General features: G+C 59.5%; 17 protein-coding genes and 5 pseudogenes. 11 read left to right on the forward strand and 11 right to left on the reverse strand.

The features are described 5' to 3' along the window. Positions 1–66 precede the first annotated feature (66 nt). Positions 67–248 (forward strand): annotated as a pseudogene (locus tag LJU32_21960) (hypothetical protein). Here the strand turns inward: LJU32_21960 and LJU32_21965 are convergent. Beyond that, positions 245–1,306 (reverse strand): AI-2E family transporter, encoded by a 1,062-nt coding sequence (locus tag LJU32_21965; protein WKV88153.1) that lies wholly within the window; start codon positions 1,304–1,306, stop codon positions 245–247. The pseudogene LJU32_21960 and the gene LJU32_21965 sit on opposite strands and share 4 nt — an antisense overlap. Positions 1,307–1,434: 128 nt before the next feature. Here LJU32_21965 and yegQ point away from each other — a divergent pair, with 128 nt between their 5' ends. After that, on the forward strand, positions 1,435–2,790 hold the full coding sequence (gene yegQ, locus LJU32_21970) for a tRNA 5-hydroxyuridine modification protein YegQ (protein WKV91169.1): 1,356 nt from the start codon (positions 1,435–1,437) through the stop codon (positions 2,788–2,790). 184 nt (positions 2,791–2,974) lie between these two features. Here yegQ and LJU32_21975 read toward each other — a convergent pair whose 3' ends face one another. Next, positions 2,975–3,856, reverse strand: coding sequence for a LysR family transcriptional regulator (locus LJU32_21975; protein WKV88154.1), 882 nt, complete (start codon positions 3,854–3,856; stop codon positions 2,975–2,977). Between the two features lie 101 nt (positions 3,857–3,957). On the opposite strand from LJU32_21975, the gene LJU32_21980 reads away from it, so the two are divergent. After that, positions 3,958–4,860 carry a DMT family transporter gene (locus tag LJU32_21980; GenBank protein ID WKV88155.1) on the forward strand — a complete coding sequence of 301 codons (903 nt, stop codon included), beginning with the start codon at positions 3,958–3,960 and terminating at the stop codon, positions 4,858–4,860. Between the two features lie 98 nt (positions 4,861–4,958). Here LJU32_21980 and LJU32_21985 read toward each other — a convergent pair whose 3' ends face one another. Beyond that, complete coding sequence (locus LJU32_21985) at positions 4,959–5,189, reverse strand: hypothetical protein (protein ID WKV88156.1); 231 nt, start codon at positions 5,187–5,189, stop codon at positions 4,959–4,961. A 91-nt stretch (positions 5,190–5,280) separates the two neighbouring features. After that, on the reverse strand, positions 5,281–5,994 hold the full coding sequence (locus LJU32_21990; GenBank protein WKV88157.1) for a FadR family transcriptional regulator: 714 nt from the start codon (positions 5,992–5,994) through the stop codon (positions 5,281–5,283). Between the two features lie 356 nt (positions 5,995–6,350). On the opposite strand from LJU32_21990, the gene LJU32_21995 reads away from it, so the two are divergent. Together LJU32_21995 and gudD are read left to right on the forward strand one after the other, a co-directional pair. Beyond that, entirely contained in the window at positions 6,351–7,697 is a 1,347-nt protein-coding gene (locus tag LJU32_21995) for an MFS transporter (protein WKV88158.1), read from the forward strand. A gap of 25 nt (positions 7,698–7,722) precedes the next feature. Continuing rightward, positions 7,723–9,065 (forward strand): annotated as a pseudogene (gene gudD / locus LJU32_22000) (glucarate dehydratase). A gap of 151 nt (positions 9,066–9,216) precedes the next feature. Here the strand turns inward: gudD and LJU32_22005 are convergent. Continuing rightward, positions 9,217–10,088 (reverse strand): annotated as a pseudogene (locus LJU32_22005) (LysR family transcriptional regulator). Between the two features lie 141 nt (positions 10,089–10,229). Between LJU32_22005 and LJU32_22010 the strand changes: the two are divergent. After that, a pseudogene (locus LJU32_22010) lies at positions 10,230–11,413 on the forward strand (beta-lactamase). Positions 11,414–11,512: 99 nt separating this feature from the next. Here LJU32_22010 and LJU32_22015 read toward each other — a convergent pair. Continuing rightward, positions 11,513–11,779 carry a hypothetical protein gene (locus LJU32_22015; GenBank protein WKV88159.1) on the reverse strand — a complete coding sequence of 89 codons (267 nt, stop codon included), beginning with the start codon at positions 11,777–11,779 and terminating at the stop codon, positions 11,513–11,515. Between the two features lie 15 nt (positions 11,780–11,794). Continuing rightward, positions 11,795–12,088, reverse strand: coding sequence for a DUF6124 family protein (locus LJU32_22020; GenBank protein WKV88160.1), 294 nt, complete (start codon positions 12,086–12,088; stop codon positions 11,795–11,797). Positions 12,089–12,607: 519 nt separating this feature from the next. On the opposite strand from LJU32_22020, the pseudogene LJU32_22025 reads away from it, so the two are divergent. Then, a pseudogene (locus LJU32_22025) lies at positions 12,608–13,974 on the forward strand (AAA family ATPase). Next, complete coding sequence (locus LJU32_22030) at positions 13,967–14,596, forward strand: TIGR02646 family protein (GenBank protein WKV88161.1); 630 nt, start codon at positions 13,967–13,969, stop codon at positions 14,594–14,596. Before LJU32_22025 ends, LJU32_22030 begins: the two are co-directional and overlap by 8 nt. 66 nt (positions 14,597–14,662) lie before the next feature. On the opposite strand, the gene LJU32_22035 is transcribed toward LJU32_22030, so the two are convergent. The 3 genes from LJU32_22035 to LJU32_22045 form a co-directional block, all read right to left on the reverse strand. Continuing rightward, positions 14,663–15,223: a DUF4174 domain-containing protein gene (locus LJU32_22035; GenBank protein ID WKV88162.1), complete on the reverse strand. Its 561-nt coding sequence runs from the start codon at positions 15,221–15,223 to the stop codon at positions 14,663–14,665. A gap of 185 nt (positions 15,224–15,408) precedes the next feature. Beyond that, a complete protein-coding gene (locus LJU32_22040; protein ID WKV88163.1) occupies positions 15,409–16,194 on the reverse strand; it encodes a sulfite exporter TauE/SafE family protein in 786 nt (261 codons plus the stop codon). A gap of 137 nt (positions 16,195–16,331) precedes the next feature. Further along, positions 16,332–17,081, reverse strand: coding sequence for a hypothetical protein (locus LJU32_22045; protein ID WKV88164.1), 750 nt, complete (start codon positions 17,079–17,081; stop codon positions 16,332–16,334). Between the two features lie 276 nt (positions 17,082–17,357). Here LJU32_22045 and LJU32_22050 point away from each other — a divergent pair, with 276 nt between their 5' ends. From LJU32_22050 to LJU32_22060, 3 genes are all read left to right on the forward strand, one after another. Then, positions 17,358–18,506: a galactose mutarotase gene (locus LJU32_22050; protein WKV88165.1), complete on the forward strand. Its 1,149-nt coding sequence runs from the start codon at positions 17,358–17,360 to the stop codon at positions 18,504–18,506. Positions 18,507–18,767: 261 nt separating this feature from the next. After that, a complete protein-coding gene (locus LJU32_22055) occupies positions 18,768–19,589 on the forward strand; it encodes an aldo/keto reductase (protein WKV88166.1) in 822 nt (273 codons plus the stop codon). Positions 19,590–19,613: 24 nt separating this feature from the next. After that, the gene (locus tag LJU32_22060) at positions 19,614–20,084 is read left to right on the forward strand and encodes a DUF1810 domain-containing protein (GenBank protein WKV88167.1); all 471 of its coding nucleotides are present in this window, start codon (positions 19,614–19,616) and stop codon (positions 20,082–20,084) included. On the opposite strand, the gene LJU32_22065 is transcribed toward LJU32_22060, so the two are convergent. Continuing rightward, positions 20,049–22,409: a DNA polymerase II gene (locus LJU32_22065; protein WKV88168.1), complete on the reverse strand. Its 2,361-nt coding sequence runs from the start codon at positions 22,407–22,409 to the stop codon at positions 20,049–20,051. The two genes, LJU32_22060 and LJU32_22065, sit on opposite strands and share 36 nt — an antisense overlap. Positions 22,410–22,555 lie beyond the last annotated feature (146 nt).

The raw sequence follows: 22,555 nt of genomic DNA on the forward strand, positions 1-22,555 counted from the left end.
GCGTTGATTGTCCGTCGTGCCGGCAAATCCCTAAGGTAGCCCCATCAGTTTGATGGAGGTTTTCCCATGGCACAGGTTCAAATCATGTCGGTGATCGGCAGCGCAGTTCCGCTTCGCTGCGTGCATCCGGTTTGCTCGCTTGCTGGTATCTGGTGCGCGATGGCGAGCCGATCAGCGGCCCGCTCACCTCCTTGCCAGCAGCACAGGCCTTGTCGCAACAAGTCGCCAGCAACACTTTTCATGCCTAAGGCAGCTGCACCTTGGGCTTGGTCTCGACGAACAGCGCCCAGCTCGACAGGAACAATGCGGCAATCAGCGGCCCGATCACAAAGCCGTTGAGGCCGAAGACCGCGAGGCCGCCCAGGGTCGACACCAGAATCAGGTAATCGGGCATTTTCGTGTCCTTGCCCACCAGGATCGGGCGCAGCACGTTATCGACCAGGCCGATCACGAATACGCCGAACAAGCCCAGCACCACACCCTGCCAGATCATCCCGCTGAGCAGGAAGTACACCGCCACCGGCGCCCAGACAATCCCCGCGCCCACTGCTGGCAACAGCGACAGAAACGCCATCAGCACCGCCCACAGCAACGCGCTGGGAATGTCGAGAAACCAGAAGATCAGCCCGCCCAGCGCACCCTGGGTCACGGCCACTACCACGTTGCCCTTGACCGTCGCGCGCACCACGCGGTTGAACTTCAGTTGCAGACGACGCTTGTGGTTTTCCTCCAGTGGCACGGCGGTGCGCATCTTGCGCGCCAGCTCGGGGCCGTCTCGCAGAAAGAAAAACAGCAGATACAGCATGATGAAAAAGCTCACCACGAATTCAAACGTGCCCTGGCCGAAACTGAACGCCTGAGTCGCCAGCACCTGGCTGCCCTGCATCGCCGTTTTGACGATTTTCTCGCGCAGGCTGTCGAGTTCGCCCATGCCGAAGCGGTCGAGCAAGTGCTGAAAGTACGGCGGCAGGCTGTGCTTGAACTGCGCCAGATAGGCGGCGATGTCCAACTCACCGCTTTCGATGTTCTTGTAAACCGTCGCGCCTTCCTGCACCAGCAGGATGCTGACGATGATCACTGGCAGAATCGCGATCACCAGGCACAGGCTCAAGGTGCACAGCGAGGTCACGTTGCGTGGCCAGCCGAATTTCAGCTGCACCTTGCGCTGCACCGGCGCAAACAGAATGCCGAGGATCACAGCCCAGAACACCGCGCCGTAAAACGGCAGCAGAATCCAGATAAAGGCCACCGTGACCAGCACCAGCAGCACTGTCAGGGATTTGAATTGCAGACTCTTTTCGTTCATATCCGGTCCATGTCAGTCAGGCGTCACGCACGCCCGCCCCACTTAGTCAGCCGCCGCGCGCGCGAGTGCCATGTTTATTCATGGAGCATAGATCCAGATCAATAAACCCTCGCAACAGCTGCCCTACCCTGCGCGGCTTTTGCGACCGACAGCCAAATGCAGACTCTCATTGCCCCCGAGCTTCTCGCCCCGCCGGCACCCTGAAAAACATGCGTTACGCCTTCGCCTACGGCGCCGATGCGGTCTACGCCGGCCAGCCGCGCTACAGCCTGCGGGTGCGCAACAACGAATTCGACCACGCCAACCTGGCGCTGGGCATTCGAGAGGCGCAGGCGCAGGGCAAGCGCTTCTACGTGGTGGTCAACATCGCCCCGCACAACGCCAAACTGAAGACGTTCCTCAAGGACCTGGCGCCGGTGATCGAGATGGCCCCGGATGCGCTGATCATGTCCGATCCGGGCCTGATCATGCTGGTGCGCCGGCATTATCCGCAGATGCCGATTCACCTGTCGGTACAGGCCAATACGGTGAATTGGGCGAGCGTCGAGTTCTGGCAGCAACAGGGGCTGAGCCGGATCATTCTTTCGCGCGAACTGTCCCTGGAAGAAATCGGTGAAATCCGCGAGCAGGTGCCAGGCATGGAGCTGGAAGTATTCGTGCATGGCGCGCTGTGCATGGCCTATTCCGGGCGCTGCCTGCTGTCCGGTTACATGAACAAACGCGATGCCAATCAGGGCACCTGCACCAACGCCTGCCGCTGGAAATACACGGCGCAGGAAGCCACGCAAAACCAGCTCGGCGAGATCGTCCAGACCTTTCAACCCGAGCCTACGCTAGGCCTCGGCGCACCGACCGACCAGGTCTTTCTGTTGCAGGAAACCAACCGGCCCGAGGCATTGATGCCAGCCTTCGAAGACGAACACGGCACCTACATCATGAACGCCAAGGACCTGCGCGCCGTGCAGCATGTCGAGCGGCTGACGCGCATGGGCGTGCATTCGCTGAAGATCGAGGGCCGGACCAAATCGCACTTCTACTGCGCACGCACCACGCAGGTGTATCGCCGGGCGATTGATGATGCGGTGACCGGGCGCGCGTTTGATCGCAGCCTGATGCTGGATCTGGAGTCGCTGGCCCAGCGCGGCTACACCGAAGGTTTTCTGCGCCGCCATGTGCATGACGAATATCAGAACTACCAGCACGGCAGTTCCGTGTCGGAGCGTCAGCAGTTCGTTGGCGAGCTGACCGGCGAGCGCCGGGATCGCCTGGCCGAGGTGAAAGTGAAGAATCGTTTTGCCGTAGGCGATCATCTGGAACTGATGACGCCCAAGGGCAATTTCCATTTTGATCTGCATGAGTTGCAGAGTGTCAGCGGCCAAGCGATCAAAGTGGCGCCGGGGGACGGGCATACGGTGTACGTGCCGATACCGGACGCGGTGGACTTGCGCTTTGGGTTGTTGATGCGGGATTTGCGAGTTGGTTGACTGGCGATCCTGTCTGGCAATCGCAGCATGGCCGTGATTTGCTGGTGAAGCCGATGCCGTCTTCGCGAGCAGGCTCGCTCCCACAGTGAATGACAAAAACTCCCTGTGGGAGCGAGCCTGCTCGCGAAGAGGCCGGCGAACTCAGCAAAAACACCAGACCTCAGCACCTATCATCCGACAACGATCACTGTCGCAACCTTGCGTCGGCAAACTCCTCCCGCAACATCCCCACAAACGCCTCCCGCGCGGGGTGCACGCCTGCATTCTCATGCCAGTAAAACAAATTCTCGATCGCCGTCAGTTCGGCAAATTCATGACCCACGCAGCCCGCACCTTTGGCGTACTGCTCGAACACGCCCTTGGGCACCAGCGCCACCCCGGCACCGGCGCTGACGCAGCCGACAATCGCTCCGTAACTGGCCAGACTGACAATCGGCAGCGCCTGCCCCTGACGCAGCAACCAATGCTCAAGTGCCGCGCGGTACGGGCACCCCTGCGGCCACATGAATACGGTTTTGTCTTGCAGATCCGCGATGCCACGCACCGGTCCGAATGACGTCGAAGCGATCAGCAATAACTCCTCGCGATACATCGGCGTACGTCTGAGCTGAGCACGTTCGACATCCACCGCCACGATCGCGCCATCGAGACGATGGTTGACAGTGTCGTCGAGCAACTGGCTCCAGGTTCCGGTGGTCAGTTCCAGTGCGACTTGCGGGTAGCGCTTGTGGAATTTCGCCAGCAGCCGCGGCAAGCGCCCGGTCGCCGAGGACTCGATCGCGCCAATACGCAGCGGTCCGGACGGCTCGGCGGCCGGGTCGAGCGCGCGTTTGGCTTCGACGGTCAGCGCCAGAATCTTTTCCGCATAAACCAGAAAGGTCTGCCCCGCCGGGCTGATGCGCAACCCGCGCCCCTCGCGCAAGAACAGCGCTACGCCCAATTCGGTCTCCAGCGCTTTGATCCGCGCAGTAATATTCGATGGCACGCAGAACAGCTTTTCGGCGGCGCGAGCAATGCTGCCGACTTCGGCCACAGTCTTGAACATGCGGATTTGCGCCAGCTCCATAATCATCACTCTGAGTGAACAGTCAGCGCAGTATAAGTCAGTTGTGACGAATGATCGGGCGCCCGGATACTCGGCGCATCCACTGCCTTGGTGCCTCGATCATGACTTCAACTTCTAACTGCAAAATTATCCTGGCCATGGCGTTTGTCATCGGCTGCTGGGGCTATTCGCCTACTGGCATTCACATCGGCTTGCAAGGGTATGAGCCCGGACATCTGGCCTTGCTGCGTTTTCTGCTGGCCTCGCTGTTGATGGCGCTGATCGCCATCGTCAAGGGCATTCGCCTGCCGCAGTGGCGCGATGTGCCGTTGCTGTTTGCCTTGGGCTTCTTTGCCGTCAGCCTGCATCACGTCGCCCTGAACATCGGCCAGCAAAACATCAGTGCCGGGGCTTCCAGCGTGCTGGCGCAATCGAGCCCGCTGTTCAGCACGCTGCTGGCGCGATTCGTCTTTGAGGACTGCGTCAGCATCTGGCGCTGGGGTTGCGTGTTGCTTGGATTTGTCGGCGTGGTGATCGTGGTCAGTGGCGATAGAGGCCTGGGCGCTATCGATGCCCATGGCTTGCTGATTTTGTTGGCGGCGCTTTCCTGGAGCATCTATTTCGCCCTGCAAAAGCATCATGCGCGGCGGTATGACGGTTTCAGCCTGGGCTGCTACGCGGTGTGGTCGGGGACGTTGCTGTTGCTGATTTATCTGCCGGGGCTGGCTGACGCCGTGATGCAGGCGCCGGCGCGTGCGCAGTGGGCGGTGCTGATGTTGGGGATGTTTCCCAGCGCTCTGGCGTATCTGGCCTGGGGCTTCGTGCTCAAGCATGTGGATTTGAGCCGAGCGACGATGACTTTGTATCTGATACCGCCGACAGCCATGGGAATCGCGTCGTGGGGATTGGGGGAACGGCCGACGTTGATGGTTCTGATGGGGGCGGTGGTGGTGTTGATCAGTGTGTTGGCGTTGAATCTGGAGCGTGGGCCTGGGGTCGTTCGGGCAGTTGAGACCAAGGCGTGAATCTGCTGTGAATCCGATGCCGTCTTCGCGAGCAGGCTCGCTCCCACAGTGGATGACGCAAATTCCCTGTGGGAGCCTGCTCGCGAAAAATCCAGACCTCAGCGCATATCATCCGACAACGGTGTCGGCTCATCCGCCGGCGGTACATCGTCGTCATCCGGCGGATCCTTCCAGTCGTCCGGACGGTCGGCATCGCTCAGTGGATCGCGCCCCGGGTCCATCCCCGGCGGCGCATCGTGATCGCTCAGCGTCGGCTCGTCGGTGCCGGATACGGGGCGGGTCTGGTCGGTGGGCGCCATGCCACCGGGAACAAGTGCGTCATCAGCCATGCTGCACCTCACAATACAGGCCCGGATTATCCAGGACGTATTACTTGGAAGCGCGGATGTCGAGGGCGTGCGGTAGATCAGACCAGCGGCATCAGCCCTGGGCGATAAAGCGATCGCGACTGTTGGTCAGGTGCAGCCACATGGCGGCGCGGGCGGCATCGGCGTCCTGACGCTTGATCGCATTCAGAATCGCCTCGTGTTCCAGATTCGCCAAGTGTCCGAGCTTGCTCAGATCCGCCGCGCCGCGTTCGGCGGCATTCAGCCGATTGCGCGGGATCATCGCGTTGCCCAAGTGCTGCATGATCTCGCTGAAACAAGCGTTGCCGGTGGCCTCGGCGATCAACAGATGAAAACGCCGATCGGCCTCCACGCAACTGTCGTTGTTGGCCAGCAGCCGTTGATAGTCATCCAGCGCCTGACGCATTTGCTGCAACTGCTGCTCACTGCGTCGCTGCGCGGCCAACGCCGCCGCTTGCGTCTCCAGACCCATGCGCAATTCGAGGATGCTGCGCACACCGAGCGCCGTGTCGACATTCAGGCGCAGGCCCTGCTCCGCTGCGCGCTCGATCACGAAGGTACCGATGCCATGGCGCGTCTCGACCAGCCCCGAGGCCTGCAACTTGGAAATCGCCTCGCGCACCACCGTGCGGCTGACCCCGTGTTCCTGAACGATGGAATTCTCCGACGGCAGTTTGTCACCGGGCGACAGTTGTCCGAGCAGGATGCTCTGGGTGAGCTTTTCCACCAGGTCATGAGCGAGATTGTGCGTGCGTTTGCGCGCGGGGGCGTCGAGGTCTTCTTGCATGGTCAGTTCCGGAGATCGGGGCTTGCCGATCGTAACACTGCGGGATGACGGTTGAGATTGATTTTAGCGGTTGAGAGCCCCCACAACTTGTATGACAACACTCAATTAACTCAGGTCTGTTAAGCGGCCTGCCTACGCGCACCCCAACCATAAGTCCAAAGGGGCGCCCCATCATGCTTGCCAATCGCCCAATAAATACGGCGTATAACTGAATTTTCGTATAAAAATCCGAACGCTCATAAGAATTTAATCACCTCCGCCCACTTGTAGGACAAAATAGCCCAGTTGTATGATGTCTATCAACAACGCAGCACCCGGTCCTACCCGCATAAAAATAATCAGTGGGAGAAACATCAGTGAAAACCTCCATCTCGGGGATGCAGGAAAGCGTTGATCCGACGCTCGCCTCAGCCATCTCCAAAGTCAAACGCCACGTCCTGCCGCTCTTCGTGATCATGTTCATCGTCAATTACATTGACCGGGTGAACATCGGTTTCGTCCGCACCCACATGGAAACCGATCTGGGCATTGGTGCTGCCGCCTATGGCTTCGGCGCCGGGCTGTTCTTTATCGGTTACGCGCTGTTCGAAGTGCCTTCGAACATGCTTCTGCAAAAAGTCGGCGCACGCATCTGGCTGACCCGCATCATGTTCACCTGGGGCATAGTCGCCGCCTGCATGGCGTTCATCCAGAACGAAACCCACTTCTACATTTTGCGTTTCCTGCTCGGTGTCGCCGAGGCCGGATTCTTTCCCGGGGTGATCTATTACTTCACCCGTTGGCTGCCAGGCGTCGAGCGTGGCAAGGCGATCGCGATCTTTCTCAGCGGCTCGGCCGTGGCCTCGCTGATCTCCGGTCCGCTGTCCGGCCTGCTACTGCAGATCAATGGCCTGGGCATGCACGGCTGGCAGTGGATGTACTTCATCGAGGGGATGTTCTCGGTGTGCCTGTGCGTCTTTGTCTGGTTCTGGCTGGATGCAAAACCCCACGACGCAAAATGGCTGAGCCGCGCCGAACAGGATGCGCTGGTCAGCGCCATCGACGACGAGCAAAAGGCCCGCGAAGCCGCGACGCCGATCCGGCCGTCGCTGGGCAAACTGCTCAAGGACCGGCAGATCATTCTGTTCTGCCTGATCTACTTCTTCATTCAGCTGACCATTTACGCGGCGACCTTCTGGCTGCCGAGCATCATCAAGAAGATGGGCGAACTCAGCGACGTGCAGGTCGGCCTGTTCAACTCGATTCCATGGTTGCTGTCGATCGTCGGCATGTACGCCTTCGCCTCGCTGTCGGCGAAGTGGAAACATCAACAAGCTTGGGTCGCCACTGCCCTGTTGATCGCCGCAGCCGGCATGTTCATGTCCACCACGGGCGGGCCGATCTTTGCCTTCGTCGCGATCTGCTTTGCGGCACTGGGTTTCAAATCCGCCTCGTCGCTGTTCTGGCCGATTCCCCAGGCTTATCTGGACGCTCGTATCGCGGCGGCAGTGATCGCGCTGATCAACTCGGTGGGCAACCTAGGCGGCTTCGTCGCGCCGACCACCTTCGGCCTGCTGGAGCAACACACCGGCTCGATCCAGGGCGGCCTCTATGGTCTGGCCGCGACTTCGATCATCGCCGCAATCATCGTCTTCGCCGCGCGCACCACGCCCAAACCCGCTGCTGAAAAGGCTGTGGCCGACGCCGCGCCGAAACACGCCTGACTTCGTCTCGACAAGGAAAACAACAATGACTGTTCATGACACCGCCAAAGCTCCGATCATCACCGACATGCAAGTGATTCCGGTGGCCGGTCACGACGGCATGCTGCTCAACCTGAGCGGCGCCCACGGGCCGTTTTTCACCCGCAACATCGTCATCCTCAAGGACAACGCCGGCCACACCGGCGTCGGCGAAGTGCCCGGTGGCGAGCGCATTCGCCAGACCCTGGAAGACGCGCGCAATCTGGTGGTCGGCAGCCCCATCGGCACCTACCAGAAGATCCTCAACCAGGTGCGCCAGACCTTCGCCGACCGCGATGCCGGTGGCCGTGGCCTGCAGACGTTCGACCTGCGCATCACCATTCACGCGGTCACCGGCCTGGAAGCCGCCCTCCTCGACCTGCTCGGCCAGCATCTCGACGTGCCGGTGGCGGCGCTGCTCGGTGAAGGCCAGCAACGCGACGAAGTGAAGATGCTCGGTTATCTGTTTTACGTTGGCGATCAACACGAAACCGATCTGGCCTATCGCAGCGAACCGGATGCCGACAACGACTGGTTCCGTGTCCGCCACGAGAGAGCCATGACCGCCGAAGCAGTGGTGCGCCTGGCCGAGGCCGCGCACGCCAAGTACGGTTTCAAGGATTTCAAACTCAAGGGCGGCGTGCTCAGTGGCGATGCCGAAATCGAAGCGGTGACGGCACTGGCCGAGCGCTTCCCAGACGCGCGGATTACCCTCGATCCGAACGGCGCCTGGTCACTGAAAGAGGCGATCCGTTTGTGCCGCGATCAGCATCACGTGCTCGCCTACGCCGAAGACCCGTGCGGTGCCGAAAACGGTTATTCCGGGCGCGAAGTCATGGCTGAATTCCGCCGCGCCACCGGGCTGAAAACCGCGACCAACATGATCGCCACCGACTGGCGTGAAATGGGCCACGCGATTCAGTTGCAGTCAGTGGACATCCCGCTGGCCGACCCGCACTTCTGGACCATGCAGGGTTCGGTACGCGTCGCGCAGATGTGCCATGAGTGGGGCCTGACCTGGGGCTCGCATTCCAACAACCACTTCGATATTTCCCTGGCCATGTTCACCCACGTCGCCGCCGCCGCACCGGGCGAGATCACCGCCATCGACACCCACTGGATCTGGCAGGACGGCCAGCGCCTGACCAAGGCACCGCTGCAGATTGTCGATGGTCTCGTGCAGGTGCCGAAAAACCCGGGCTGGGCGTGGAGCTGGACATGGATCAAGTGGCCAAGGCCCACGAACTGTACAAAGGCATGGGCCTCGGCGCGCGGGATGACAGCGTGGCAATGCGGTTCCTGATTCCGGGGTGGAAATTCGATAACAAGCGGCCGTGTCTGGTGCGGTGAGAAAAATCGAGGATTAAAGCCCGGCCCTGTAATTCAACTGATAAACCTGTGGGAGCTGGCTTGCCAGCGATAGCGGTGGGTCAGCCAGCATCAATGTTGGCCATTGCGACCCCATCGCTGGCAAGCCAGCTCCCACAGGGAATGAGGTGAATCAGGCAGAAATTTGCAGCAACCACGCCTTGAACGCTTTCATCGCCACCGTTTCCGCTCGCGATTGCAACCGCGTCAGCCAGTAACTGCCGGTGGTGATCTCGATCGCAAACGGCTGGCAAATCGCATCTGCTGCCAGTTGCCGGGCGAACATCAGCGGTGGCGCCAACGCCACCCCGCCGCCCTGCAATGCGGCTTCCATCATCGCCAGCGACGAATCGAACACGATGCTTTGCGGTGGCGCGGCCTGCGTCGCCAAACCTGCCGCGTGAAACCACTCTGGCCATTCATCGGTGCGATAGGAACGCAGCAAGGTCTGCTGCAACAAGTCAGCCGGCGAGCGCAGTTGCCGGGCAATCTCCGGCACGCACAACACCGACAATGGCGCATCGAGCAAGCGTGTCGCCTCAATGCCATGCCAGGCGCCAGCACCGAAACGAATCGCATAATCCAGTCCCTCCGCCGCCACATCCACCCGGTTGTTATTGGTCGACAGACGTAAATCTATAAGCGGATATTTCCCCCGAAAGTCCGCCAGCCTCGGCAACAACCAGCCCACGGCAAACGTGCCCACTGCGCCGACCGTCAGCATGTCGCGATACTGCCCCCGGCCAGACGCTCGAGCATCTGTGCAATATGATCGAATGAGGTGCTGAGCACCGGCAGCAAGGTTTCGCCTTCACTGGTCAGCATCAGCCCACGGGGCAGGCGTTTGAACAGGGTCAGGTTGAGTTGCGCTTCCAGGCTTTTGACCTGATGGCTCACCGCCGCTTGTGTCACGCACAACTCGACGGCAGCACGGGTGAAGCTCAGGTGGCGCGCCGAGGCTTCAAACGCGCGCAGAGCGTTGAGCGGCAGTTGCGGTCGAATCATGCGTTGCCTCAAATTTTTCTAATGGCTCGTGCGAATTTTCATCGTTTGTCGAGGGCCGGCGAAGTGCCTAAATTGGCCGCGCTGATCGGCCGCCCGATGAAAAATCACCCGCAGTGTAGCGGGATACAACAATCAACACTCATGGAGAGTGATTCACTCATGCGTTTCTTAAAACCGAGCAAGGCCTTTTTCTATAGTGCTTTCACCCTGCTGTTCGTCAGCGCTGCCAGTCATGCCGTCACGCCGAGCGATGCGCAATTGCAGGCACTGATCAGCCAAGCCGTGACCCCGGTGATGCAACAAAACAGCATTCCGGGGCTGACCGTGGCGATCACGCTGAACGGCCAGGCGCATTACTTTAACTACGGAGTCGCCGCGAAAGACACCGGAAAAAGGTCAGCGAAAACACCTTGTTCGAAGTCGGCTCGGTGAGTAAAACCTTCACCGCCACCCTCGCCGGTTACGCCCAGGCCACAGGCAAACTCGACCTGTCGAGCAAGGCCAGCCAACTCTGGCCGGAGCTCAAGGGCAGCGCCTTCGACAACATCAGCGTGCTGCAACTGGGCACCTACAGTGCTGGCGGTCTGCCGTTGCAATTTCCTGCTGAGGCGGATTCTTCCGACAGGATGCTCGGCTATTACCAACAATGGAAACCGCAGTTTCCCGCCGGCAGCCATCGCCTGTATTCCAACCCGAGCCTGGGCCTGTTCGGCTACCTGACGGCGAAAAGCCTCGGCCAGCCGTTCGACCAGGCCATGACGCAAACCCTGCTGCCGAAACTCGGCTTGCAGCACACCTTCCTCAGCGTGCCGGCAGCGCAGTCGAAGCTTTACGCCCAAGGCTACGACAGCGCCGACCAACCGGTACGCGTCAGCCCCGGCGCCCTCGACGCCGAAGCCTACGGCATCAAAACCAGCGCCGCCGACCTGCTGCGCTACGTTCAGGCACAGCTGAAACCGGCCAGCCTCGCGCCGGATCTGCACCAAGCCATCGCCAACACCCACATCGGTTATTACCGCGTCGGCGACATGACCCAAGGCCTGGGCTGGGAGCGCTACACCTACCCGATCAGTCTGGAAAAACTGCAGAACGGCAACTCGACCCCAATGGCCATGGAGCCGCACAAAGTCGAGTGGCTGACTCCACCGCAAACTGAACCGGCCAATGTGCTGTTCAACAAAACCGGTTCAACACGAGGCTTTGGCGCGTATGTAGCGTTTGTGCCGTCGCGGGACATGGGCATCGTGATTCTTGCCAACAAAAACTACCCGAACGTCGAACGGGTGAAGATTGCGCACACGGTTTTCGAGGCGTTGGCGGATTAAGAGCAAAAGATCGCAGCCTGCGGCGGCTCCTATAGGATCGGGTTTTCACTCGGTTGATGGTGGAGCTGCCGCAGGCTGCGATCTTTTTCGTTTCAGCGCTTAAAGCTGCGCCTGCAAGCGCCAGCCAATGACATCCATCAAGTCACAGCTATCGCGCAACGGAATCGCCAGCACCCGGGCGAAATCCTGCAACAGCAATGCATCGTGTCCCTTGCCCTCGTCCAGCGAAAGGCTCTCCATCAGCTGCGTCACACAGCGCAAGCGGTAAGCCGCGGTGCCGTGCAACACGTCGATGGGGGCTTCGCTGTCGATCAGCACACAGGGAATTTTGCAGTCAATCCCGGTGATCGGTATGTAGCGCGCCATGGTAGAACCTCCTGTTCAATGTTGAGTCGCCGTTGCGGGTGAATCGAGATTGTCCAGCGCGCGGTTGACCAGCAGTTCACCGACCACCGCCAACTGCTGGATCGACAACGTCAGGCTGCGCTGCGCACCGCTCAATTCACAGGCAAGGTCGGTGGTCAGTACGTTCAGTGAGGCAAGGGTTTCGCAAGCATGGCTCAGCAGTGTCGCCGTGTCGATGTCGGGGAGAATGGTGAAGACGTGGCTGATGGGATCGGGTTGGCCGGGGTGGCGCAGACGCGGGTTATTGGAGTCGAAGGAGCTTGAATCCATGGGGGATTCGGGGGATTTGGAGTGTGTTTTTTCATGTGTTGATTACCGTTGTGGATTGTAGGAAACACTACCTGTCTCACTTCCACATGAGGGTGGCAGCTGTACGCAGGTGTGGAAGACCAGGCCAATCCACCAATACCCGGCGCACTCGAGAGTGCTCCTGCGCACAGCCGCCAAAACGCGGCGATGTTGACATAAAACCCGTCGACATGCGCTTTTGAGACATTGATGGATGTAACCGAACAACCGGACTTCCACATCCGACCACTGTGTTTTTCAGCGGCCAAAAGAGGTTATCCCCCTGCGCCACAACGCACCAGTTCACCACGGCCGCCGCGTCTTGCAGGAAAAATCCACAGAGATTGAAGGCGATTTGTGTCAGACATTTCGGCAGGCACATCCTGCAACGAGTTTTGATTAGCGGATAAATTCGTTGTATCTACACTGATCGATTCAATCCGGGGACGGTGATGACATAATGCGCATAACTTCATATCGACAGAATCTAAGGGTGACGCATTGCAAGTTTTCAGCCTAAGCCTTACCGATGTCGGCCGGTTCGCCGATCTGACGATCTACTTGGCACCGACCTCCAAGAATCCATCCAATGTGACAGTGTTGGTGGGGAACAACGGGGCTGGCAAAACCACGGTTTTGAAATCGCTTGCGACATCCTTGAGCTGGCTGGTCGCCAGGATCCGTTCCGAAAAAGGTGTCGGAAGTCCCATAACTGATGATGTTATTCGTAACAATAGTTCTATTGCGATGATTAACGTCGCTGTGATCGACACATGCAATGCGCAGTCCGAAACACTTGAGGAATGGGCAAAAGAAATTTTGTTTAGCTGGACAGTTGCCCGCGGCAAAAGAGGACGAAAGTCTGCGTCTCATAGCGTGTTGGCGGACGCTACCTTAGTAGCCGATCACTATCGCACTCAACTTTTAGGCGACGACAGCGCTTCCCTACCACTGATTGCCTACTACCCAGTTGAACGCTCCGTTCTTGAAATACCGCTAAAAATTCGCACCAAACATTCCTTTGACCAACTCGATGGTTACGATAACTCACTCAACAGAGGCGTTGATTTTCGCCGTTTTTTCGAATGGTTTCGCCAGCGCGAAGACAGTGAGAACGAGACAGGTATTTCAGATACCGCACTGACCGAAATTTCTGAAATATTCGGTTCAAACAGTGACGTATGGAAGACTCTTGCCGAGTTAAGGGCATCCACCAGAGATCGCCAACTAATAGCGGTACGCTCAGCCATAAGCGCATTTATGCCAGGCTTTAGCAATCTGCGCGTCAAACGCAAACCACGACTACACATGGCAATAGATAAGGACGGCGTCACTCTAAACGTCGCCCAACTCTCTCAAGGTGAGAAATCGATAATGGCACTCGTCGGCGATATTGCTCGTCGTTTGGCGATGATGAATCAATCGATGGAAAACCCACTGCACGGTGACGGCATCGTGCTCATCGACGAGGTCGATTTGCACCTGCACCCGAAGTGGCAACGCAGCCTGATCCGTCAGTTGAGCGAAACGTTCCCGAACTGCCAGTTCGTACTAACTACCCACTCCCCCTCGTCATCAGCGATGCTAAGGAGGTGCTGGTTTACGTACTCAATGACGGCGAACTCCACGAACACAACGGCCTTTACGGACTCGACGCCAATCAGATACTGCTGGAAGTCATGGACACCGATATCCGCAACAGCGACGTGCAGAAGCGCCTGAATCGGCTCCTGAAGGAAGTACAGGATGGAAATCTGGATAAAGCCAAATTGCTGTTCGCTGAGCTTTCCTCAGAGCTCCCCGAAGGTCATATCGAACTAGCGAAAGCCGCTCTACTGATCCGCAAGCTGGAGTTGCGTCGTGCGTAAGATAATCAAAGGAGCTGAGCCGGACTCATTTGCGAAATGGAAGCTGAAAAACAAGACCGCCACCTACCCTGACCTTCCGCACGAAGAACGTCAAACCGTCAGGGCCGCTTGCGTCACCGAGCAGTTCGGACTTTGCGCTTATTGCTGTCAGTCCATCACGGTCGATGGTTCCCACAATGAGCATGTTGAAGCTCAGAATCGCGTCCACAACCGCACATTGGATTTCACCAACATCGTAGCCAGTTGCGAGAATCGCCCTCATTGCGGGCACGGTCGAGGAACGCAGCCGTTGGGGCTGACTCCTTTCATGGATGAGTGTGAAACCGAACTCAAGTTTTACCTTTCAGGCTTGGTCGCGGGAAAAACTGCACGCGCAAAAGATGCCATAGAAACGTTGAATCTGGGCCACACCGAAGAGAGCAATCGCGCTCTTATCGGCAGAAGAAGAACCTTGGTTGAAGCGCTGATTTATAAGGTTGGGGTCCAACCCGGCGAATTGCCGGAGATTGAAGACAAGGAAATACTCGACCTGCTCCTGGATGATTTACTTCTGCCGAAAGCGCAAAAGCTCGAACCCTTCTCGCCCGTGCTAGTAAACATCATTCGCCAGATGCCAGCGTAAAAAGGGGCGAGAAGATAAATCTTCTCGCCCCTTTTTTACGCTTATGAAACATCTCTCAAAAACCGATCAATCATCCGGCATCTGCGGCGGCTTGCTCGGTTTTGCCGGTTTGCTGCCCTTCGCGCCTTTAGCCGGTTCCGGCTCGGTGGTGGCAGGCGTTTGTGCGGCGGCCGCAGCGGCGGCTTCTTTTTCGGCCATGGGCATGGCGTCGATGGTTTCGAAGATTTTCGCCAGGCTCAATGCCTTGGCTTCATCACCCGAGGCGGAGAGCTTGGTTTCGCCGTCCTTGCCCACCAGGAACACTTTCGGATAAGCCCCCGCGCCGAGCTTCAGCGAGCGCAGCAGGGCCATGGTGTCCTGCTGGCCCATGTCCTTGCCGTCGAGCTGGCCGGACATGCTGAGAATGGTGTAGACCTTGATGTTGCGGTCGGTGACGCCCTTTTTGTTGGCCGGGTCTTCCAGTGCCTTTTTCAGGCTCAGCCACACCGGGTCGACGGTGCTTTGCGCAATCACGATCAGCGGGCGGGCGCGGCCCACGTCCCCGGCCAGGGGTGAATCGCTGTCGGCGGCGAACAGGGGGCCGGCGATTGCCAGCAAGAGGGTCAGGGTCAGGGACCTGATGAGCATGCGCATCTCCTTTTGATATCCACGCACTACTGATTGCGCATCGTGGCGATTGTTCCGGCGGCGTCTGGCAAAAGGCATTGCCCTGTCAGAAGCTTAGGTCAGGGAGAACTTTGCGCAACATGGCGCGAGCGATCATCGGCACATCCCTACAGCCGCTGCATTGGAAGTGTTTTCTCCAGGCTGACTCAGAACGCCAACTTGTAACCAATCAACACCAGCATCGTCGCCAGGCACGGGCGCAGGACTTCGTCGGAGATGCGACCGGTCAGGTGGCTGCCGAGCCAGATGCCGGGCAGCGAGCCCATCAGCAGGAAACCCAGCACGCCCCAATCCATGTTGCCCATGCTGGCGTGGCCGAGGCCGGCGACGAGGGTCAGTGGTACGGCGTGGGCGATTTCGGTGCCGACCAGGCGGCGGGTTGGCAGTAGCGGGTAGAGGATGAACAAGGCGACGGTGCCGAGTGCGCCGGCGCCGATCGAGGTCAGCGCGACCATGGTGCCGAGGATCAGACCGGTGATCACCGTCATGATATTCAGGCGCGAACCGCTCGGGTTGTAGTTGCCACCCGCGCGTTTGTGGGCGAATTCGAGCAAGCGTTTCTTGAAGAAGATTGCCAGGGCGGTGGCGAACAGGACGAAGCCGAGCGCCTGTTTGATGATGGCGTTCATCGCGTCCGGCGCGGTGTGCAGGGTGCTGAGGAACCACAGGGTCATGGCCACGGCCGGTACGCTGCCAAGGGTCAGCCAGCCGGTGATGGCCCAATCGATATTCTTGTTCTTCCTGTGAACGAGGACGCCGCTGGATTTGGTGATCGCGGCGTACAACAGGTCAGTCCCCACTGCCGTCGCCGGGTTGATACCGAACCACAGCAGGATCGGCGTCATCAACGAACCGCCGCCGACACCGGTCATGCCGACGATGAACCCTACTACCAGCCCGGCAATCACCAGGCCGAAATTTGCCAATTCCATTCAAGCGTCCAAAAAACGACAGGAAAAATCTGGCCCGCAGCATAGCGATTTTTCTTATAACCACATATATCGATGCGGTCTATCGTTATGCCATATCGAACTCACCGTAGATCCCTGTGGGGGCTTTGCGCTACAGCTCACTGCACCGGCAAGAAATTCAGGAACAGCAGACTCTGCGCGTAATTCAGGCCGATCCTGCGATAGCGCTCATCGAGCATCTGCGTGAGCAGATCCAGGCGCGCGACGATTTTGCTGAATTCGGTGGCGAAGCTGAGGTTGCTGCCCTCCTCCGAGATTTCGTTGGAGAACAGCAATGGCTGGCCTTCCTTGTTCTGTCGTTGCGACAAAATCCACATGGCTTTTTCGATGTTGCGCGCGGCGTTGTGCACGAACGTCGGGTTGATCGCGTCGGTCATGTAGAACTCGGTGCGATTGCCGTGGGCGGTAACCAGCATGCTGCCGATCGCGTAGATGAAGGCGCCGACGCGGTCGCCGAGGAACTCCGGGCTCATCGCATAGCTCAGCGCCGCCAGGTCCTTGCGCCCGCCCAGCACGGGCAACGGTTGCTGCTGCTCGACGGCGAGACGCACCTGTTTCACGGCGGCGTTGACGGTGAGGAAGCCGGATTTTCGCAGCTCTTCCGGGTTGCGCAAATAGAGCTTGCCCATCAGCCGGTAAAGGCTGTCGAGGTTGTCGCGCATCGCCAGAGTGGCCATGCGGTCGACGCTGGTCTGCAAAAATTCCTGCGGTTGCCCTTCACGCATCTGATTGAAGAAGCCGTTGCCGTTCTGGTGGCTGCAGCCGCCGAGCAACAGCGAGACCAGGCAGGCCAGCAGCAGGCACGGGCGGCGGTGAGCGACGGTGATCAGGGCAAAAACACTCGACATGTAATCTCGGACAGGCACATTCCTGTGCGGCGGGAGTCACCGCATCCTGGCCATGCATAGAGCCACCGATTGCGAAAAAGTGCAGTGCCTGGGACGTTTACCGACCTTCGGTGATTCCCGGCCCGGCAATTAGTCGGACTTTATACTTGCCAACACCGGTAAATCCGCTATAAATCTTCTCTCTCTACTCAAATAGCATGACTAGTGACAGGTAGGCGCTGCCTTCGGCAGCTCCTACGGTCAATACGAAAACAACAACAAAAAGGAAGGTCAACCATGCTTCAATCCCGTCACCTGCTCTCCGGCCTCGGACTGTCCCTGATGATCGCTACCCTTTCCGCCAACGCGGCGGGCCTGACCGCTGAACATAAAGCCTTCGGCAAAACCAATGACGGCACGCCCGTTGAACAGTACATCCTGCGCAACAGCCACGGCATGCAAGCCACCGTCATCACCTACGGCGCGACCCTGCAAGCGCTGAAAGTCGCTGACAAACACGGCAAGTTCGACGACATCGTGTTGGGTTTTGACGACGTGCAGGGTTACCAGAAAGGCACCGCGTACTTCGGCGCGACCATCGGCCGCTTCGGCAATCGCCTGGCCGAAGGCGCTTTCGAACTTGATGGCAAGCGCTATCAAGTGCCGCAGAACGACAAATCCAACGCCTTGCACGGCGGCCCCGAAGGTTTCGACAAGAAAGTCTGGAAGGCAAAAGAGACCAAGGACAAGGATTCGGTTGGCGTAACCCTGACCTATCTGTCGGCCGACGGTGAGATGGGTTTCCCGGGCAATCTGACCACCGAAGTCACCTATCGCCTGACCGACAACAACGAACTGCGCATCGACTACAAGGCCAGCACCGACAAGCCGACCGTGCTCAACCTGACCAACCACAGCTACTTCAACCTGGCCGGCGCCGGCAATGGCGACATTCTCAAGCAAGTCGCCATGATCAACTCCAGCCATTACACGCCGGTCACCGCGAAACTGATCCCGACCGGAGAGCTGGCGCCTGTGGCCGGCACGCCGATGGACTTCAGCAAACCGACGGCGATCGGCACGCACATCAAGGCTGATCATCCGCAGCTGAAATTCGCCGAGCCGAAACAGGGCGGCTTCGATTTCAACTGGGCGCTGGACACCAAGGGCGATGTCAGCAAGCTCGCCACCGAAGTCAGCGACCCGCAATCCGGGCGTGTCCTGCAATTGTTCACCACCGAGCCGGGCGTGCAGTTCTACACCAGCAACTTCCTCGACGGCACGGTCAAGGGCAAGGGCGGCAAGGTCTATCCGCACTGGGGCGCGTTCACCCTCGAGACCCAGCACTATCCGGATTCGCCGAACCAGCCGGACTTCCCGAGCACGCGGCTTGATCCGGGGCAGACTTATGCTCACAGCGTGATACTGAAGTTCTCCACCAAGTAACCTGCCATGCCCCCGTGGCGAGGGATTCATCCCCGTTGGGCTGCGAAGCAGCCCCGATCCTGCAACACGCGTTGTATCAGAAAGCGTTCTATTGCAGGTTTTTGGGGCTGCTTCGCAGCCCAGCGGGGATAAATCCCTCACCACACAATCCCCTCGCCACAATTGATCCGGTTTCATCCTTGACTCCCCCTTCCTTACGGGAACCCTTGCTCTATCCTGCTGCCCACTAAAGATATCGACTCTTTAAGCCAGGAGGTTTGAATGCGTACCCTTGAGTTGGCCGGCGTGCAGGTTCCCGTGATTGGTCAGGGCACCTGGCGCATGGGCGAGGATCGCTCGGCGCACAGCCGTGAAGTGGCGGCACTGCGCACCGGCATCGAGCTGGGCATGAGCCTGATCGACACCGCAGAGATGTATGCCGAGGGCGGTGCCGAAACGGTGGTCGGCGAAGCCATCGCCGGTCATCGCGACAAGGTCTTTCTGGTCAGCAAGGTCTACCCGCACAACGCCAGCCGCCAGGGCATCCCGCAAGCCTGCGAGCGCAGTTTGCGTCGGCTCGGCACTGACTACATCGATCTGTATCTGCTGCACTGGCGCGGTCAGTATCCGCTGGAGGAAACCGTCGAAGCCTTCGAACGCCTGCGCGAGGACGGCAAAATCGGCCGTTGGGGCGTGTCGAATTTCGATGTCGACGATCTCGAAGAACTGTCCAGCTCGGCCTGCGCCACCAATCAGGTGCTGTACAACCTCGAGGAGCGCGGCATCGAATTCGATTTGCTGCCGTGGTGCCAGCATCAGCGCCTGCCGCTGATGGCTTACTGTCCGATCGGCCAGGGCGGCGCGATGCTCGCCGAGCCGGTTCTGCGGGACATTGCCAGCCGCCACAACGCCACCCCGGCGCAGATTTCGCTGGCGTGGCTCCTGCGCCAGGACGGCTTGATTGCGATTCCCAAAGCTGTGCGCCCGGAGCATGTGCAACTCAATGCCGAGGCGGCGCAGCTGCAACTGGACGCCGGGGATCTGGCGGCGCTGGACAAGGTGTTCCCGGCGCCACAACGCAAGCAGCGGCTGGCGATGGTCTGAGCTGCCGACTGCGAGGGCTTCGCCATGAGAAGCACAGATCTGCACGACCCGTACAACCTGCAACGTTTTGTCCAGGCACAGGACCCGGTGTTCGAACGGGTCCAGCGTGAACTCGAAACGGGCCACAAGCGCAGCCACTGGATGTGGTTCGTCTTTCCGCAATTCGCCGGATTGGGCGGCAGTGAAATGGCCCGGCGCTTTGCCATTGGTTCAGCCGAGGAAGCCCAGGCCTACCTGGCCGACGAACTGCTCGGGGCGCGGCTGCGCACCTGCACACAACTGGTCCTGAATGTGCCGCAGCGCTCGATTGCTGAAATTTTCGGCCATCCCGACGACCTCAAATTTCATTCTTCGATGACCCTTTACGCCCAGTTCAGCGCCGAGGACAGTCTGTTCCATCAGGCGCTGGAGCGTTACTTCCACGGCATTCTCGATGAATGGACGCTGCAACTGCTCGACTCAAAACAGGCCCAGTTGCCCACCGATCAGGGTTGAGAAGTCGTCGTCGACAAACGGCAGAATCGCATCCGCCACCGGTTGCAGCTGGCGGGTGATGTAGTGGTCGTAGTCGATGGCGGCGAGGCGTACCTCCAGCGGCTCCGGGCCGGCCAGGGTGATGACGTAGCTGATCCAGCCGCCGTTCTGATACTGCCGGGGCCGCCCCTGCTCGGCGTTGTAGTCATCGGCCAGCCGCGCCGCGCGGACGTGCGGCGGCACGTTGCGTTCGTAATCGTCGAGGGTACGGCGCAGGCGCTTGCGATAGATCAGCCGATCATCGAACTCGCCAGCGAGGGTTTTGCGCACGTAGTCGCGGACGTATTCCTGATACGGCTTGCGCTGAAAAATCCGCTCATACAGCTCTTGCTGAAACTGCCGGGCCAGCAGCGACCAGTCGGTGCGCACGGTTTCCAGGCCTTTGTAGACCATTTCTTCGCTGCCATCGGCGCGGGTGACGAGTCCGGCGTAGCGCTTCTTGCTGCCCTCCTCCGCGCCGCGAATCGTCGGCATCAGAAAACGCTTGTAGTGAATCTCGAACTGCAATTCCAGCGCGCTTTCCAGCCCGTATTTCTCACGCACATGCGCGCGCCACCAGTCGTTGACGTGTTTGACTAGCGCATGGCCGATCTGCGCTGCTTCATCCTGACCGTGCAGGCTGCGCAGCCAGACAAAGGTTGAATCGGTGTCGCCGTAAATCACCGCGTGGCCCTGCTCTTCGATCAACTGGCGAGTGCGCAGCATGATTTCGTGGCCGCGCAAGGTGATCGACGAGGCCAGCCGGGTATCGAAAAACCGGCAACCGCTGGAGCCGAGCACGCCATAGAAGGCGTTCATGATGATTTTTAGCGCCTGAGACAGCGGCGCGTTGTGCTCGCGTTTGGCGGTCTCGCGCCCTTCGGCCACTCGCGCCACGATGGACGGCAGACAATGGCGGGTGCGCGAGAAGCGTGCGCCACGAAAACCCGCTACCGAGTCAGCGTCGTCCGAGTGTTGCAGGCCCTCGATCAAGCCCACCGGGTCGATCAGAAAGGTGCGAATGATCGACGGGTAGAGGCTCTTGTAATCGAGGACCAACACCGATTCGTAAAGCCCCGGTCGTGAATCCATGACAAACCCGCCGGGGCTGGCCTGCGGTGGATTGGTACCCAGATTGGGTGCAACGAAACCCTGGCGGTGCATCAACGGCATGTACAAATGGGTGAACGCGGCGACCGAACCACCGCTGCGGTCGGCCGGCAAACCGGTAACGCTGGCGCGTTCGAGCAAAAACGTCAGCAGTTCGGTCTTGGCGAAAATCCGCGTAACCAGCTCGCAGTCTTTGAGGTTGTATTTGGCCAGCGCCGGTTTGTCCTCGGCGAACATGCGATTGATCTCGTCCATGCGCTGGTACGGGTTGTTGATCGCTTTGCCTTCGCCGAGCAGGGTCTGCGCGACGTTTTCCAGGCTGAACGAGGGGAAACTCCAGGTCGCCGAACGCAACGACTCGATGCCATCGATGATCAGCCGCCCCGCGGCCGAGGCGAAATAATGATTACGGCTGCCGTGCTCGCGCCACTGCATCTCTTCGCCGCCACGGCCGATTTTCAGCGGCACGCCGAGGCGTCGCGCGTGTTCGTGAAGGATGCGCAAATCGAACTGGACGACGTTCCAGCCAATGATCGCGTCGGGGTCGTGGCGGGTGAACCAGTCGTTGAGCTTCTTCAGAATGAGCGTGCGCGAATCGCAGTACTCGAGGTCGAAATCGACAATGCTGGCGTCGCCGTTCGGCGCGCCGAGCATGTACACCTGGCGCTCGCCACAGCCTTCCAGCGCAATCGAATACAGCTCGCCGTTTTCGGTGGTCTCGATGTCGAGCGAGACCAGACGCAGTTTCGGCCGGTAGCCGGGATCAGGTTTCAACTGGGCGTTGACCAATACGCCGTCAGCACCCGGCGTACCGCCGAACAGCACGGGCGCGGTGATGAAGCGCTCCATCAGATAGCGTTCCGGCGGGCGCACGTCGGCTTCAAAGACGTCGACGCCGGCGCGGTTGAGCGCGGTTTCGAGACGCATCAACTGGCCGTGCTGCTGGCAATACAGACCGAGCACCGGACGATGCTGAAAATCCAGCAGCGCCAACGGTCGCAGTTCCACATTCTTTTCATCGTGCAACAGCCGCTCGGCCGCTTCTCGCTGTGCGGCGGGAATAAACGCGACCGACGGCTGATGCGCCAGCCGTACGCGGCGCGGCCCGGCGTCCGTCGCCAGCCAGAACTCGACTTCGGTGCCGGCCGGCGTATCGCGCCAATGCCGGGTCAGGACGAAGCCCTGCTGTAAATCCACCACTGCGACCTCAACGTTTCAATCAGAACGCCATTCTACGCAGCATTTGTGGCGAGGGATTTATCTGTGGCGAGGGATTTATCCCCGCTGGCCGCGAAGCGGCCCCGCTTTTAATGAAAGGGCCTGCTGCGCAGGCCAACGGGGAT

It is taken from the genome of Pseudomonas sp. B21_DOA, from assembly GCA_030544685.1.
GTDB lineage: Bacteria > Pseudomonadota > Gammaproteobacteria > Pseudomonadales > Pseudomonadaceae > Aquipseudomonas > Aquipseudomonas fluorescens_AO.

Excerpts from the sequence above, each read along its gene's own strand:
- LJU32_21965 (WKV88153.1), bottom strand. The coding sequence starts at position 1,306 with ATGAACGAAAAGAGTCTGCAATTCAAATCCCTGACAGTGCTGCTGGTG.
- LJU32_21975 (WKV88154.1), bottom strand. The coding sequence starts at position 3,856 with ATGGAGCTGGCGCAAATCCGCATGTTCAAGACTGTGGCCGAAGTCGGC.
- LJU32_21980 (WKV88155.1), top strand. The coding sequence starts at position 3,958 with ATGACTTCAACTTCTAACTGCAAAATTATCCTGGCCATGGCGTTTGTC.
- LJU32_21985 (WKV88156.1), bottom strand. The coding sequence starts at position 5,189 with ATGGCTGATGACGCACTTGTTCCCGGTGGCATGGCGCCCACCGACCAG.
- LJU32_21990 (WKV88157.1), bottom strand. The coding sequence starts at position 5,994 with ATGCAAGAAGACCTCGACGCCCCCGCGCGCAAACGCACGCACAATCTC.
- LJU32_22015 (WKV88159.1), bottom strand. The coding sequence starts at position 11,779 with ATGGCGCGCTACATACCGATCACCGGGATTGACTGCAAAATTCCCTGT.
- LJU32_22020 (WKV88160.1), bottom strand. The coding sequence starts at position 12,088 with ATGGATTCAAGCTCCTTCGACTCCAATAACCCGCGTCTGCGCCACCCC.
- LJU32_22035 (WKV88162.1), bottom strand. The coding sequence starts at position 15,223 with ATGCTCATCAGGTCCCTGACCCTGACCCTCTTGCTGGCAATCGCCGGC.
- LJU32_22040 (WKV88163.1), bottom strand. The coding sequence starts at position 16,194 with ATGGAATTGGCAAATTTCGGCCTGGTGATTGCCGGGCTGGTAGTAGGG.
- LJU32_22045 (WKV88164.1), bottom strand. The coding sequence starts at position 17,081 with ATGTCGAGTGTTTTTGCCCTGATCACCGTCGCTCACCGCCGCCCGTGC.
- LJU32_22050 (WKV88165.1), top strand. The coding sequence starts at position 17,358 with ATGCTTCAATCCCGTCACCTGCTCTCCGGCCTCGGACTGTCCCTGATG.
- LJU32_22055 (WKV88166.1), top strand. The coding sequence starts at position 18,768 with ATGCGTACCCTTGAGTTGGCCGGCGTGCAGGTTCCCGTGATTGGTCAG.
- LJU32_22060 (WKV88167.1), top strand. The coding sequence starts at position 19,614 with ATGAGAAGCACAGATCTGCACGACCCGTACAACCTGCAACGTTTTGTC.